The 15,146-nt window shown below is 39.6% G+C and carries 14 protein-coding genes; all 14 read right to left on the reverse strand.

Annotated features, from left to right (window positions below; all coding sequences use genetic code 11):
• Nucleotides 1-10: 10 nt before the first annotated feature.
• A complete protein-coding gene (locus tag IYQ23_RS01625; RefSeq protein ID WP_022526685.1) occupies nt 11-241 on the reverse strand; it encodes a DUF1146 family protein in 231 nt (76 codons plus the stop codon).
• Between the two features lie 104 nt (nt 242-345).
• Complete coding sequence (locus tag IYQ23_RS01630; RefSeq protein WP_003025266.1) at nt 346-765, reverse strand: F0F1 ATP synthase subunit epsilon; 420 nt, start codon at nt 763-765, stop codon at nt 346-348.
• Between the two features lie 10 nt (nt 766-775).
• Nucleotides 776-2,182, reverse strand: a complete 1,407-nt coding sequence (atpD, locus tag IYQ23_RS01635; protein ID WP_003030503.1) for a F0F1 ATP synthase subunit beta — start codon at nt 2,180-2,182, stop codon at nt 776-778.
• Between the two features lie 34 nt (nt 2,183-2,216).
• Nucleotides 2,217-3,095 carry a F0F1 ATP synthase subunit gamma gene (locus IYQ23_RS01640; protein ID WP_003030484.1) on the reverse strand — a complete coding sequence of 293 codons (879 nt, stop codon included), beginning with the start codon at nt 3,093-3,095 and terminating at the stop codon, nt 2,217-2,219.
• A 15-nt stretch (nt 3,096-3,110) separates the two neighbouring features.
• Nucleotides 3,111-4,616 carry a F0F1 ATP synthase subunit alpha gene (atpA, locus tag IYQ23_RS01645; RefSeq protein WP_195672922.1) on the reverse strand — a complete coding sequence of 502 codons (1,506 nt, stop codon included), beginning with the start codon at nt 4,614-4,616 and terminating at the stop codon, nt 3,111-3,113.
• 15 nt (nt 4,617-4,631) lie between these two features.
• Nucleotides 4,632-5,168 (reverse strand): F0F1 ATP synthase subunit delta, encoded by a 537-nt coding sequence (locus IYQ23_RS01650; protein WP_003030492.1) that lies wholly within the window; start codon nt 5,166-5,168, stop codon nt 4,632-4,634.
• Nucleotides 5,168-5,662: a F0F1 ATP synthase subunit B gene (atpF, locus tag IYQ23_RS01655; RefSeq protein ID WP_195673889.1), complete on the reverse strand. Its 495-nt coding sequence runs from the start codon at nt 5,660-5,662 to the stop codon at nt 5,168-5,170. The genes IYQ23_RS01650 and atpF overlap by 1 nt, the downstream gene beginning before the upstream one ends.
• Nucleotides 5,663-5,676: 14 nt before the next feature.
• Nucleotides 5,677-6,390: a F0F1 ATP synthase subunit A gene (gene atpB, locus IYQ23_RS01660; RefSeq protein ID WP_022526688.1), complete on the reverse strand. Its 714-nt coding sequence runs from the start codon at nt 6,388-6,390 to the stop codon at nt 5,677-5,679.
• 39 nt (nt 6,391-6,429) lie between these two features.
• Nucleotides 6,430-6,630 (reverse strand): F0F1 ATP synthase subunit C, encoded by a 201-nt coding sequence (locus IYQ23_RS01665; protein ID WP_003025282.1) that lies wholly within the window; start codon nt 6,628-6,630, stop codon nt 6,430-6,432.
• A gap of 333 nt (nt 6,631-6,963) precedes the next feature.
• Nucleotides 6,964-9,360, reverse strand: a complete 2,397-nt coding sequence (locus tag IYQ23_RS01670) for a glycogen/starch/alpha-glucan phosphorylase (protein ID WP_195673890.1) — start codon at nt 9,358-9,360, stop codon at nt 6,964-6,966.
• A gap of 21 nt (nt 9,361-9,381) precedes the next feature.
• A complete protein-coding gene (gene glgA / locus IYQ23_RS01675; protein WP_003030475.1) occupies nt 9,382-10,815 on the reverse strand; it encodes a glycogen synthase GlgA in 1,434 nt (477 codons plus the stop codon).
• Entirely contained in the window at nt 10,812-11,951 is a 1,140-nt protein-coding gene (glgD, locus tag IYQ23_RS01680; RefSeq protein ID WP_003030501.1) for a glucose-1-phosphate adenylyltransferase subunit GlgD, read from the reverse strand. Before glgD ends, glgA begins: the two co-directional genes overlap by 4 nt.
• The gene (locus tag IYQ23_RS01685) at nt 11,941-13,083 is read right to left on the reverse strand and encodes a glucose-1-phosphate adenylyltransferase (RefSeq protein WP_195673891.1); all 1,143 of its coding nucleotides are present in this window, start codon (nt 13,081-13,083) and stop codon (nt 11,941-11,943) included. Before IYQ23_RS01685 ends, glgD begins: the two co-directional genes overlap by 11 nt.
• A gap of 3 nt (nt 13,084-13,086) precedes the next feature.
• Nucleotides 13,087-14,997 (reverse strand): 1,4-alpha-glucan branching protein GlgB, encoded by a 1,911-nt coding sequence (gene glgB, locus IYQ23_RS01690; protein WP_022526692.1) that lies wholly within the window; start codon nt 14,995-14,997, stop codon nt 13,087-13,089.
• Between the last annotated feature and the right edge of the window lie 149 nt (nt 14,998-15,146).

A 15,146-nucleotide genomic window follows, 5' to 3' on the forward strand; every position in this document is an offset into this window, starting at 1 on the left:
TTTTCTCATCTTATAAATTGCTACTAAACACATCACGTCCCAATGCATAGAGACTGAGGAAGAAAGAGCTGAGCAAAAAGCCTAATGCAATACTAAGCAATAAAATCAAAAAACGAATTCTAAAAGCATTGTCAGCATTCACTTTCAATAGTTTTTCCCAATTCACAACAGTAGAAAGCAAGTGAAATGAAAGAAAAATAAAGATCATATGGCTACTAAGCGTAAAAATTAACTGAATCATATCCCCATTATACCAAAAAAATAGATGAGAGCAAACTATCGGACACGAATCATCTACCAATAACAAAAAAGCCATTATAAAAAAGGCCAATTGGCCTTTACATATTATAATCTTGTTCCAACGTTAATTCGGTTAATGGCACGTTGAAGGGCAATTCTGGCACGACGTTCTTGGTCAATTAAATGCTTTTCCTGTGCTTCTTCAATGGCACGCTCGGCACGCAATTTTGCTCTTTCAGCACGACTGATGTCAATATCACGAGCGCGTTCAGCAGAGTCTGCAACGATGGTGATTACATTATCAGCCACTTCGACAATTCCACCATTCACAGCAATCCAATTGACATGATCTTCATCATCAATCCGCTTCACTTTGACCTCATCGACAGCCAAAACAGCAATCATATTTTCATGATGCGGTAAAATCCCCATTTCTCCATCAAGAGTTTTAACGGAAACAAACGTTGCATGGTGGTCAAAAACTAGACCATCAGGTGTCACGATTTGTACTGTCATTTGAGCCATAGGTCACCTCTTAAAATCCCATTTTTTCAGCTTTAGCAACGACATCTTCGATAGAACCAACACCACGGAAGGCATCTTCAGGAAGATGATCATATTTTCCTTCAAGGATTTCCTTAAAGCCACGAACTGTATCAGCAACTGGTACATAAGAACCTGGTTGCCCAGTAAATTGTTCAGCAACATTAAAATTTTGTGACAAGAAGAATTGAATTCGACGCGCACGCGCAACCAAAGTCTTTTCTTCGTCTGACAATTCATCCATACCAAGGATTGCAATAATATCTTGCAATTCATGGTAACGTTGAAGGACGCGTTTCACTTCTGCTGCTACAGCATAGTGCTCTTCTCCGACAATTTCAGGAGCAAGGGCACGGGAGCTAGAAGCAAGTGGGTCAACTGCTGGGTAAATCCCTAATTGCACCAATTTCCGCTCCAAGTTGGTTGTAGAATCCAAGTGAGCAAACGCTGTAGCTGGCGCAGGGTCAGTGTAGTCGTCGGCTGGCACATAGATAGCTTGGATAGAGGTTACAGAACCTTTCTTGGTTGACGTAATCCGTTCTTGCAATTGTCCCATTTCTGTCGCAAGTGTTGGTTGGTAACCAACGGCTGAAGGCATGCGTCCAAGAAGGGCAGATACTTCAGAACCTGCTTGCGTGAAACGGAAGATATTGTCAATGAATAACAACACATCTTGACCTTCGACATCACGGAAATATTCGGCAATGGTCAAACCAGTCAAAGCCACACGCATACGTGCTCCAGGTGGTTCATTCATTTGACCGAAGACCATGGCTGTTTTTTCAATAACGCCAGATTCTTTCATTTCCCAGTAAAGGTCGTTCCCTTCACGTGTTCGTTCTCCAACACCAGTAAAGACAGAAATTCCACCGTGTTCTTGGGCAATGTTGTGAATCAATTCTTGAATCAAGACTGTCTTTCCAACTCCGGCACCACCGAAAAGCCCGACTTTCCCACCTTTTAGATAAGGTGCAAGGAGGTCAATAACCTTGATTCCTGTTTCTAAGATTTCTGATGAAGTAGACAACTCATCAAAAGTTGGAGCTTTTTTGTGGATTGGTTGACGTTCTGCATCTTCACCAAAAGGAGCTTCCAAGTCAATGGTATCTCCTAAAACGTTAAAGACGCGACCGAGTGTTTCTTTCCCAACGGGGACAGAAATTGGACGACCAGTATCTAGGACTTCCATGCCACGAGTCAACCCGTCAGTTGATTCCATAGCAATGGTCCGAACCACTCCGTCACCAAGCTCAAGAGCTACTTCAAGGACGATTTTCGATTTATTTTCGTCATTTTTATAGACTACAAGTGCATTATTTATCTCAGGTAATTTATCACCAGCTGCAAACGCAACGTCAACGACTGGTCCGATAACCTGAGCAATTTTGCCTGAGCTCATTCTTTTCTCCTCTTTATATTTATTTTCTGTGACACTATTCTAGTGCACTTGCACCCGCCACAATTTCAGTAATTTCTTGCGTGATAGCTGCTTGTCTAGCACGATTATACTGAATGGTCAAATCATTAATAACTTTTTTCGCGTTATCTGTTGCTGTCTGCATCGCGGTCATTCCAGCTGCATTTTCTGCTGTTTTCGCATCAATAATTGCCCCGTAGATCATACTTTCAGCAAACTGAGGCAACAATTGATCCAAAATGACATCGCGACTAGATTCCAATTCCAAATTCAAAACGTAGTCTTCGTCTGCTTCATTTGGATCCAAATCCACGATTGGAAGCATTTGTTCAACACGCATTTGGCTGGTCAAACTATTGACGTGGTGATTATAACAAACATATAATTCATCAAACAATTCGTTTTGGTACATTTCAACCGTTTTGCCAATGATTTTACGAACCTCATCAAAGCTCGGTTGATCTGCTAAACCACGTAATTCATAAATAGGCTGAAGCCCGCGTGCCCGAAAGAAGTCCGAGCCCATACCACCGATTGAAATGATGACGAAATCATCTTTATCATGGTATTCTGCAAAAAGTTCCATCATGGATTTGAGAATGGTCGCATTGTAACCGCCAACTAAGCCGCGATCCGATGTAATAACGATATAAGCTGTTTTTTTCACCGGACGACTAATCAACATAGGGTGATATTTGGAATTTTGCACTTCATGACCATGAAGCAAATCTGTCAACAACTTTCTGACTTTAGAAGCATAGATTTGGAAATTCTTGGCCGCTTCTTCTGACTTTCCTAGCTTAGCAGCAGATACCATTTGCATGGCATTTGTGATTTGACTGGTGTTTTTTGTGGATGCAATTTTATTTTTTATATCATTTAATGAAACTGCCATCTGACACCTCTATTCTTACTTGAAGCTAGACTGATTGATAAATTCAGTAATTGCAGCATCTAAGACTGCTTCCTCTGGAAGGTCTTTTGTTGTACGAATGATTTCATAGAGGTCTTCATGATGAGCATCAAAGTAATCAAACAGTTCTGCTTGAAAACGAAGAATATCATCAACCGGTACACTATCCAAGAAACCATGTGTCAAGGCGTACAAAATAACGACTTGTTTTTCAACTGGTAATGGTTCATGAACAGGTTGTTTCAAGACTTCTACCGTCCGACGACCACGATTCAATTTTGCTTGTGTCGCAGCATCCAAATCACTACCAAACTTGGTAAATGCTTCCAATTCACGATAAGAAGCAAGGTCAATACGCAAGGTTCCGGCAACCTTCTTCATCGCTTTTATCTGCGCAGAACCACCTACACGTGATACAGATGAACCGGCATCAATAGCAGGTCGAACACCTGCATTAAAGAGACTGTCGCTTAAGAAGATTTGACCGTCTGTAATTGAAATTACATTGGTTGCGATATAAGCGGAGATGTCTCCTGCTTGCGTTTCGATAAACGGTAGTGCTGTAATAGAACCACCACCTAATTCATCCGAAACTTTGGCAGAACGTTCCAAAAGACGGCTATGAAGATAGAATACGTCTCCTGGGAAAGCTTCACGACCTGGTGGACGACGAAGCAAGAGTGACAGTTCACGATAAGCAACTGCTTGTTTTGATAAATCATCATAGACAATCAAAACGTGTTTGCCACTATACATAAATTCCTCTGCCATTGCTACACCTGCATAAGGTGCTAAAAACAGCAATGGTGAAGGTTGAGAAGCTGACGCTGTGACAACGATTGTGTAATCCAACGCTCCATACTGACGAAGCGTTTCTACTTGCGTACGAACCGTGGATTCTTTCTGACCAATGGCAACATAGATACAAATCATATCTTGTCCCTTTTGGTTCAAAATCGCATCAATCGCAATACTTGTTTTACCAGTTTGACGGTCTCCGATAATCAATTCCCGTTGCCCACGACCGATTGGCACCAAAGCATCAATCGCTTTCAGACCTGTTTGAAGCGGTTCTGATACAGATTTCCGCTGCATAACCCCTGGAGCAGGTGTTTCAACTGGACGCGTCTTATCTGTCTTGATCTCGCCAAGCCCATCAACCGGACGACCGAGCGGATCCACAACCCGACCAATCAAAGCATCTCCGACAGGCACTTCCATGATTTTACCAGTTCGACGAATGGTATCCCCTTCGCGAATATCTGTGAAATCACCTAAAATGATAATCCCTACATCTGTTGATTCTAAGTTTTGTGCCATACCGTATGAGCCATTTTCAAAAATCAACAGCTCACCACTCATTGCATTGTCAAGACCATGAGCACGGGCGATTCCATCACCAATATATGTGACGACCCCTGTTTCTGTGACGTCAAAATTTGGCTGGAAATTTTCAATTTGTTGCTTAATTAAAGCGCTGATTTCTTGTGCGTTAATCGCCAAAATTCACACCACTTTCTATTTCAAATTTTCTTTTACTGTTTGTAATTGACGTTTAATACTTGCATCAATTGTCTTATTATTAGCTGTGATGATAAAGCCACCAATGAGGCTTGCATCCAGTTCTTCTTTTAAAGAACGAACCTGCAATCCAAATTTTCGCTCAATAATCGGAATAATTTTAGATTTTTGCTCCTCCGATAAACCTTGAACTGATTTGATTGTCACTTCAAATTCATTACTAATCGTTTCAAGCTGGTGAAGACTTTCTACTAAAATATCATAAAAAAGATCTTCACGATGATTATGAATAATAACTTCAATGAAATTGTCAATCAAGGATGAATCAGATCCTTGAAAATAGCGAAGGCTTCTTTCTTTTTCTGTATCATCAACACCAATATGTGATAAAAAGGCAGATAAATTTGTATTGTCAAAAATGTCTTTGATTTGCTGAAGCTTTTCAAAAACATCTTTTTGCTGACCTTTTTCAATCACGAGTTGGACAAAAGGTGTGGTATATTTTTCAATTACCGCATATCTTTTTTTGTCCATTAAGCATCTCCTAGCTTGTCAATATAGCGGTCAATGAGCTCTTTGTGAGCTTCTTGATCCAATTTTTGACCTAAAATTTTGCTAGCAAGATTTACAGTCAAATCGGCTACATCACCTTTGATACTGTTCATGGCTTCTGCTTTGGTTTGAGCGATTTCTTGATTAGCCTTTTCTTTTAAACGTCCAGCTTCATCAGCTGCATCTGCCAAGATTCCTGCTTTGTTTTTCTCAGCAGTTTCTTTGGCATTTTCAATAATTGTTGTCGCTTCTTGACGACTACCCGCTAATTCTGTTTCTCTCTTTTGAGCTAAATCTTCTGCTTTTTGACGAGCAGACTCTGCGCCTTCAATATCATCTGAAATCTTTTTGGCACGTTGCTCAAAAGTACTTGTAATATTATCCCAGGCAAATTTCTTAATTAAAACGATTAACAGAAGAAATGAGCCTGCAACAAGGATAAAATCCCCAATAAGACTACCTAAAGTAATATTCATCTCTTTTCTCCCTTCTATTCCTCACCGTTAATTTTCTTACCCAGATACATAGATGTTAACATGGTAAACACGTATGCTTGAATACATGAAATAAAGACTGAAAAAGCAGTCCAAATGAGATTCAAGACAAATGCTATTGGATACCAAGCAGCAGCTTGTTGTGACAAAGTTAATAACAAGCCAGACAGAACTTCCCCTGCATAGATATTACCATAGATACGCAGAGCCAGAGAGGCAAAATTAGTGAATTCTTCCAAAATATTCATTGGAGTCATTCCAGCAGGTGTCGCAAATGCCTTGAGATAAGCTTTCACTCCCCGTCGGCGAATCCCTTCAACATGACAAATTAAGGTAATCAAAAATGAAAATCCTAAGTCAAAGGCAAGATTGGCCGTTGGAGATGTCCACAAATTATAACCATTGGTTGTCTGCACTTTTGCCATCAAACCAAGATTGTTAGCTACTGCAACGAAAAGGAATAAGGAAAAGATAAATAGAGAATAATTCTTTATATATTTATCGCCAATATTGCCCTTTGTAAAGCCAATGACAAAATCATAGAGGTATTCTAAGACATTTTGCTTACCAGAAGGCTTTAGAGTCATTTTCCGGCTAGCCCAATAAACAAAGGCAAATACGATAAATACAGTTAAAAGAGACATAGCAAGTAGAGTCAAATCAAAGGTCACAGGACCTAAAGTGATAGTTGGATTTACACTTTCTTCCAACGAACTCCACCCCCTTTTCTAAAGGATAACTTTCTTTTCTTACTTGATGATGAATGACATCGCAAGTGTTACGAAGAAAGTACCTTCGATAAAGGCAATCCCCATGATCATAAGCGTTCTCAACTGACCAATGATTTCTGGTTGACGTGATGCTGATTTAAATAGATTTGCCATTAAAAAACCTTCAGCGAGTGAAACACCCATACAGGCAAGACATAATCCAAAAAATGTTAAATTCATGATGAATTCTCCTTATGTTTAAAATTTACTTACTTAGTTTAGTCCTAAAAATTCTTTTTGTCAAATGTTTTTGTCTTTTGGAAACGTTTTATACGGATTTCTTTCAATTTCCAAAAAAGTAGGCTATCCTGCAACAATTGTGGTTTTAAAATAGTAGTAAAACGAACTTGATCCCACTATCAGTTTGTTGATGTGGAAATAGCTATTTCCAATTATCGAATTTTGTTTCCCTATATATGTATATTATAGGCAATCTTTATCGATTAAATATAGACAAAAACTACAATTCACTTTTTCAACAAAGAGGCTGGATAAGTCCCAGCCCCTAGCTTATTACTTTTTTAGGTTCCAAATTTCTTTGGCGTATTGTTCAATCGTATCATCTGATGTGAATTTATCAGATGTTGCGATATTAATAAGGCTCATACGCGCCCATTTTTCTTTGTCACGATAGAGTTGATCAATCTTTTCTTGAGCTGCTACGTACGAAGCAAAATCTTCCAAAAGGAAGTATTCGTCATTGTGCGTAATCAAAGCTTCATAAATCTCAGAACCTTCATTTCGGACATTTGGAATAGTTCCATCCACAAAGCTATCCACCACACGGCGAACCACAGGATTGCTTTCATAAACACCACGTGAGTAGTAATCATGACGAGCATAATGGTCATAGACTTCATCTTTGTCCATACCGAAAATTACAATATTGTCATCTCCGACTTCATCTTTGATTTCAATATTGGCTCCGTCAAGGGTTGCCAGAGTAATGGCGCCTGTCATCATGAATTTCATATTAGATGTGCCGGAAGCCTCCTTGGAAGCGAGCGAGATTTGCTCTGACACATCTGCAGCAGGAATGATGAGTTCAGCCAAGCTGACCCGATAATTTTCAAGGAAAACAACCTTTAGCTTGCCTTGTAGACTCTCATCATTATTGACAAGATTAGCCACTTCGTTGATCAATTTGATAACAGATTTGGCAAAATGATAACCTGGCGCTGCTTTCGCACCAAAAATGAAGACACGTGGCACCATATCTTTATCAGGATTGTCTTTTAAATCCCAATATAGTTTAAGAATATGGAGCAAATTGAGCAATTGACGCTTATAAGCATGAAGCCGCTTCACTTGTACATCAAAGATAGCTTCCGTTGATACTTCTACTCCCGTAGATTCTTTGATGAAAGCCGCTAAGCGCGCCTTTGCTTCTTGCTTGACATTATAAAATTCACTCAAAACTTGTGGGTCATCTTTGTAGTCTAAGAGCTTACGAAGTTCATGAATGTTTGTCCGCCAGCCGTTACCAATCAAGCGATCAATCTCATTTGACAATGGTTCATCTGCAATTTGCAACCAGCGACGTTGAATGATACCATTTGTTTTATTATTGAATTTTTCAGGATAAATGGCATAAAAGTCACGCAACGTATCTTCTTTGAGAAGTTCTGTATGAAGTTTTGCCACCCCATTGACCGAATGACCTCCAATAATCGCGAGATGCGCCATGTGAACTTGGTTATCTTTGACAATCCGAGTGTTCTCAATCACTTGCGGGTCAATGCCACGCGCAGCCATTTCAGAGACATAGCGATTATCAATTTCAAGAATGATCTGGTAAACACGAGGAAGAACATTTTTAAAGAGTTCCGCATCCCATTTTTCTAAGGCTTCTGAAAGAATGGTGTGATTGGTATAACTCATCGTCTTTACTGTTGCATTCCAAGCGTCTGCCCATTCAAGACCGCAGTCATCAAGTAAAAGCCGCATAAACTCTGCTGGTGCAACCGCTGGGTGGGTATCATTGATATGAACCGATACCTTTTCATGAATTTGCTCTAAAGGCAGCCCTTGCTTCCGATAAGATTTGATAATCGTCTGCAAGCCGGCACTGGTCATGAAATATTCTTGAATCAAGCGTAGCTCTTTTCCTTCATAGCTTGAATCATCTGGATACAAAATAGCTGTGATATCTTGTACTTTGCGGCGTGCTTCAATTGTTGGATATTCTAGCTCATATTCTTCAGGAATTTCGATATCCCAAAGACGAAGATTGTTAACAACGTCATTTCCAAAACCAATTTGTGGTACATCGTAAGGTACTGCACGGAGAGTTTGCGAATTTTCATAAACGGGAAGCATTCGCCCTTCTTTGTTGGCTTGCAGATAGACATTTCCAAAGATTTTAACATCTACAACATCATGATCTTTCCGCGTTTCCCAGACGTTTCCTAGACTACCAAACCAATCATCCGGCAATTCGACTTGATATCCATTTACAATTTTTTGTTTGAAAAGTCCGTAGCGATAGCGGATTCCATTGCCAAATCCCGGATAGCCTGTGATTGCAAGTGAATCCATAAAAGCTGCTGCAAGACGACCAAGACCGCCATTTCCTAACGCCATATCGTGCTCAGCCTGTTTGACAGCCGTAAAATCAACACCTAATTCGTCAAAGCCTTCTTTGACAACATCGAGGATTCCAAGATTTAGTAAATTGGTTTCCAGCATTCGCCCAGGCAGAAATTCAATCGAAAAGTAATAAGCAATTTTTTGCTTGTCTTCTACTAGTTTGTTTCGTCGTTCCAACCACATAGGAGTGATGTATTTGCGAATCGTACGTGCTAAGGTTTGAAACAGCTCTGTCGGAGTGGCATCTTCTACCTTAATTAACTGTTCTTCATGTAAAATATCTTTAAAATCTTGAAGAAACTGTTCTTTTGTTAGTTCCATTTCTGAATAGCAAACTCCCTTCTATGAATAAAGAGATTGGTACAAATGGCTATAGGCCTGACTAGCGGTGTCCCATGAGAAATCACGCTCCATAGCTTGCTTTTGAAGCGACTGCCATGCTTCTTTATCGTTATGATAGAGACTGACAGCCATATCAAACGTCCATTTCAGCCAGTAGCCTGAGAAATTATTAAAGCTAAATCCAGTTCCTGTTCCTTCGTAGGCATTATACGGTTGAACGGTGTCACGCAAGCCACCAACTTCATGTACGAGAGGTAAGGTTCCATAACGCATGGCCATCATTTGGGACAATCCACATGGCTCAAAGCGACTTGGCATTAAGAACATATCACAAGCTGCATAAATTTCTTGCGCTAATTTCACATCAAAAGTGATGTTGGCAGATAATTTTTCTGGATAAGCTTGACCAAACCAAGCAAAGGATTGCTCAAAAGACGGGTCTCCTGTACCTAAAAGAACGATTTGTACATCATCTTGCAATAAATTGTGCAACTGATCCACAACCAAATCAAAGCCTTTTTGCCAAGTTAAACGAGATACAATTCCTACCAAAGGCACATCGTCTCGCACAAGCAAACCAACTTTTTCCTGCAAAGCACGCTTATTTGCCAACTTACCAGATAAGTCATCCTTATTAAAATGGTACTCCAGCAAATTGTCCGTTTCTGGATTATAAATATCTGTATCGATTCCATTGACAATACCTGATACTTTACCAGATTCCATTCGTAAAATTTGATCCAAACCACAGCCAAATTCTGGGGTCATGATTTCATGCGCATAGCTTGGTGATACGGTTGTCACCCGATCTGCATACAAAATCCCTGCTTTCATCCAATTCAAGCAGTTATTCCAACGCAAGGTACCGTCTGCATAACGCTCATAGCCTACTCCAAACAAATCCCAGAGCATGCCATCAGAAAATTGCCCTTGAAATTCTAAATTGTGAATGGTTAACACAGTCCGAATACCATGATAAGCTTGAATCCAATGGTATTTTTCTTTCACCAAAAATGGAATCATCGCTGTATGATAATCATGCACATGGAGAACATCTGGAATAAAATCCACTCTCTCCATTAACTCAACAGCTGCCATTTGGAAATAGGCAAAGCGTTCGCCGTCATCAAAATCGCCATAAACATGTCCGCGGAAGAAATAGTATTGATTGTCTATAAAGTAGAAGGTAACACCGTTTAAAACTGTACGTTTCACGCCTACATATTGACCACGCCAACCGACCTTCACTTCAAAATGGAACAAGTCTTCCATTTGGTCGCCAAACTTTTTATCCACCATATCATAGTATGGAAGAATGACACCCACTTCATGACCAGCTTTCACAAGAGATTTAGGGAGAGCGCCAATGACGTCTCCCAATCCTCCTGTTTTAGAAAAAGGTGCACCTTCTGCTGCTACAAATAAAATTTTCATTGAATTCTATCCTCTGTCACTTTTTCGCCTTTTTTAAGAACAACTGGGTTATCAACTGTTCCTCGAACGGTCACATTCTCAGCAATCTCAACACCCTTATCTAAGATTGCATAGTCTACAACAGCATTTTCGCCAATAAGGACACGTGGGAAAAGAATACTGTTTTTTACACGACTTCCTTTTTTAATACGAGTATTACGAGAAATGACAGAACCACTCACTTCTCCTTCAATAATACTGCCAGAAGCAAATTGAGCATTTGAAACCTTAGAACCGACTGCATAATAAGTTGGCTCTTCGTTTTTTACTTTCGTATAAATCTTTTGATTTGGAGAGAAAAGGGAATAGAATTTTTGTGAATCAAGCATATCAATATTGGCATTGAAGTACGAAGTGACAGAATGAATATTTGCTAAATAACCCGTATATTCATAAGCAAACGCTTTTTCCTGAGCAGCTAAATCACGTAAAACATAACGTAATTTTTGAGGAAATTCTTTTTGTGCTTCTATTTCTAACTTTTCAATCAGCCAAGGTGTATCCACAACAAAGATATCCGTTGACATGTTGTACAAATCCTGATCTTTTTTATCATCAAAAAGATGGTGATTTTTCACATGATCTGTTTCATCAATTTCCAAAACAGCATTGACTTCGGAAATTCCTTTTTTTGGTAATTTTTTATAGACAACTGTGATCGGTTGAGCAGTTGTACCATGTAAGTGGAAGACTTGGTTCAAGTCGATGTTCACCAAAACATCACAGTTCAATGCTACCGTTTGATCGCTGCCTGAACGTTTTAAGTAGGTCAATAATTGCTCGTAGTATTCTTTACCAACAGTAGAACTTTCTACGCGCGTATTATAAATACCAAGATAGTAGTGACTCAAAAGAGTAGACAGCCCCCATTCACGTCCAGAACGGATATGGTCAAAGACAGAACTAATATTATCTCGTTGGAAAATGCCAAAGACGCTCCGAATCCCTGCATTGGCCAGGCTAGACAACGGAAAGTCAATTAAACGATATTTCCCACCAAACGGCAAACTGGCAACTGGACGATGATTTGTCAAAGTAGACATATCATGAAATCCAACTGTATTTCCTAAAATTGCTGAATATTTATCAATCTTCATCTGATGGTACCCCCACTTTCTCATTGTATCCGATAACTTGTACTTCGTCTGTCCCATCAATTTCTACACCATCAGAAATGATAGCTCCTTCACCGATAATAGCACGTTTGATTTTTGCACCTTGACCAATGATAGCACCACTCATAATCACAGAATCTTCTACAACTGCATCTTTACGCACTTGAGCTTCCGTAGAAAGAATCGAATGTTTAACTGTTCCGTCTACCAAACAGCCGTCCACAACCAAAGAATCTTCTACATGAGCATTTTCTCCAAGGAAGTTTGGTGGGGAAATCAAGTTACGTGAATAAATTTTCCATTGACGATCTCGGCTATCTAAAGCATTGTTTGGATCAATATATTCCATATTGGCTTCCCAAAGTGATTCAATCGTTCCAACATCTTTCCAATATCCCTTAAATTCATAAGCATAGACACTTTCGCCGGATTCAAGATAATTTGGAATAACATTCTTACCGAAGTCAGACATATCTACATTGCTCTTTTCAGCAGCTACCAGCATATTACGCAGGCGTTTCCAGTCAAAGATATAAATCCCCATAGAAGCCTTAGTAGACTTAGGTTCAGCTGGTTTTTCTTCAAATTCGACAATGCGATTATTAGCATCAGTATTCATGATACCAAAACGACTGGCTTCTTTCAGAGGGACATCTAGAACAGCTACTGTTAAGCTGGCATTGTTATCCTTGTGAAACTGAAGCATATCATCGTAGTCCATTTTGTAAATGTGGTCACCAGACAAAATCAAGACATACTCAGGATTGATAGTATCAATATAATCAATATTTTGATAAATCGCATGACTAGTTCCTTCAAACCAACGATTTCCTTCACTTGCTGAATACGGCTGGAGAATAGAAACTCCTGTGTTAATACCATCCAGTCCCCAACTAGAACCATTCCCAATATGACTATTCAAAGCTAATGGTTGGTATTGAGTAATGACACCAACATTATGAATTCCTGAATTGGCACAATTGGACAAAGCAAAGTCAATGATACGGTAGCGTCCACCAAATTGTACTGCTGGTTTGGCAATACTTTGAGTGAGTTTTCCAAGGCGTGTTCCTTGCCCACCGGCAAGAATCAAAGCTAGCATTTCATTCTTCATCTGTTACTCCTTTTTGGACTTCTTACTTCCATTTGCTGATTTCACACGACGTTTAATTTTCCAAATACTTGCCCCTAATGCTGGCAAAGTAAAGGTCAACGTCTGAGGATAATCCTTCCACAAGCCTTCTTGAGACTGAACTGTTTGATTGTGTTCTTTCCACACACCTCCCCATTCTTCTAATTCCGTATTCCAAATTTCTTCATATATGGCTGCTACCGGAACACCAATGGTAAAGTCTTTGCGTTCTACCGGAGCCATATTAAAGACGCAAACTAACATATCTCCCTTGTCATTTTTCCGAATAAAGGAAAGTACACTTTGATCTGTATTATCCGCATCAATAATCTCTAAACCGTCCCAACTCAAGTCATTTTCCCACAAAACGCGATTTTCTTTATAAAGCTGATTGAGCTGAGAAGTGAAATGCTGCATCTTGGCATTCATATTATCAGCCAAATCACGCCATTCTAAAGATTCTTCGCATTTCCATTCTAAGAATTGTCCCCATTCGCTGCCCATAAATAGTAATTTCTTCCCTGGGTGACATATTTGATAAGTATAAAGATTTCGCAGACCAGCAAATTGATTATAGCGATCTCCCCACATCTTATGCATGAGACTCTTCTTACCATGTACCACTTCGTCATGAGAGAATGGCAGTAAGAAGTTTTCAGAGAAAGCATACATAAAACTAAAGGTTACTAGATTAAAATCATACTTGCGGTAAATTGGGTCTTCTTCGTAGAAGCGCAGAATGTCATTCATCCAGCCCATGTTCCACTTGTAGTCAAATCCAAGACCACCCATTTCTGCCATACCTGTAATCTTTGTATCACTCGTGCTTTCCTCTGCAATCATCATGACATCTGGATGAGCCAGTTTGATAACCGTGTTCAAGCGTTGAAGGAAGTAATAGCCTTCGTAGTTGCGATTGCCCCCGTCAATATTTGGTTGCCATGGACCACTATCATAATCTAGGTAGAGCATGTTGCTAACAGCATCCACACGGATTCCGTCTAAGTGATAAAAGTCAATCCAAAACTTGATACTAGAAATCAAGAAAGACTGCACTTCATTCTTTCCTAAGTCAAAGTTAAGAGCGCCCCAGCCGTAATTATGGGCACGGTCATGATCCTGATATTCAAACGTAGGTGTACCGTCATAATAAGCCAAGGCATCATCATTGATAGTAAAATGACCCGGCACCCAGTCAACGATAACTCCGATATTATTGACATGACATTCTTCAACAAAATCACGAAACTCTTCAGGCGTTCCATACGTGTGCTCAAGTGCAAAATATCCCATTAGCTGATAACCCCAGCTCAATCCAAGTGGATGCGCCATTAGTGGCATGAATTCCACATGAGTATAATTCATTTTAACCAAATAAGGAATCAGTTCATCTTTTAATTGAGCAAATGAATACGGGCTACCATCCTCATTTTTCTTCCAGGAACCTGCATGAGCTTCGTAAATATTCACTGGACGTGAGAAAAATCCCCAACGTTTTCTGCGAGCTAACCATAGACCATCTTTCCATTTCTTTTCTGGAATCGTCCGAATTACTGCACCTGTACCAGGACGTTTTTCAAAATAAACTGCCAGCGGATCAATTTTCAAAATTTCTTGCCCGCTACTTCGTTTGATGTTGTATTTGTAAATGTCTCCTTCCTTAGGTAAATCCGTAAACACTTCCCATACGCCACCTTCATTACGTGCCATAGGGATTTGATTTTCATACCAGTCGGTAAAGTCTCCAATCAGATGCACACTCTGAGCATTCGGTGCCCATACACGAAATGTATAGCCACTTTGCCCATCTACTTCATCTTGATGAGCCCCCAAATAGTGCTGCAAATGGAAATTTTCACCTGTGGTAAAAGTTCTCAATGCTTCTTGTCTATCCATTTTTTCACCTCGTTTTGTAAGCGTTTTCTATGATTCTATTTTACTATTTTTCCTATTGCTTTTCAAGTAAATTTCCATTATTATTACAAAAAATTCTCAAAACCGAACATTTCTTCAAATAATGCCCACTATTAGCAAAAATAACTAGA

Origin of the sequence: Streptococcus sp. HF-100 (assembly GCF_015594635.1) — a bacterium.
Taxonomy (GTDB): Bacteria; Bacillota; Bacilli; order Lactobacillales; family Streptococcaceae; genus Streptococcus; species Streptococcus vaginalis.

Bases quoted from the DNA above. Each gene is read 5' to 3' on its own strand.
- IYQ23_RS01625 (WP_022526685.1), bottom strand. From the start codon at position 241: ATGATTCAGTTAATTTTTACGCTTAGTAGCCATATGATCTTTATTTTT.
- IYQ23_RS01630 (WP_003025266.1), bottom strand. From the start codon at position 765: ATGGCTCAAATGACAGTACAAATCGTGACACCTGATGGTCTAGTTTTT.
- atpD (WP_003030503.1), bottom strand. From the start codon at position 2,182: ATGAGCTCAGGCAAAATTGCTCAGGTTATCGGACCAGTCGTTGACGTT.
- IYQ23_RS01640 (WP_003030484.1), bottom strand. From the start codon at position 3,095: ATGGCAGTTTCATTAAATGATATAAAAAATAAAATTGCATCCACAAAA.
- IYQ23_RS01650 (WP_003030492.1), bottom strand. From the start codon at position 5,168: ATGGACAAAAAAAGATATGCGGTAATTGAAAAATATACCACACCTTTT.
- atpF (WP_195673889.1), bottom strand. From the start codon at position 5,662: ATGAATATTACTTTAGGTAGTCTTATTGGGGATTTTATCCTTGTTGCA.
- IYQ23_RS01665 (WP_003025282.1), bottom strand. From the start codon at position 6,630: ATGAATTTAACATTTTTTGGATTATGTCTTGCCTGTATGGGTGTTTCA.
- IYQ23_RS01670 (WP_195673890.1), bottom strand. From the start codon at position 9,360: ATGGAACTAACAAAAGAACAGTTTCTTCAAGATTTTAAAGATATTTTA.
- glgA (WP_003030475.1), bottom strand. From the start codon at position 10,815: ATGAAAATTTTATTTGTAGCAGCAGAAGGTGCACCTTTTTCTAAAACA.
- glgD (WP_003030501.1), bottom strand. From the start codon at position 11,951: ATGAAGATTGATAAATATTCAGCAATTTTAGGAAATACAGTTGGATTT.
- IYQ23_RS01685 (WP_195673891.1), bottom strand. From the start codon at position 13,083: ATGAAGAATGAAATGCTAGCTTTGATTCTTGCCGGTGGGCAAGGAACA.
- glgB (WP_022526692.1), bottom strand. From the start codon at position 14,997: ATGGATAGACAAGAAGCATTGAGAACTTTTACCACAGGTGAAAATTTC.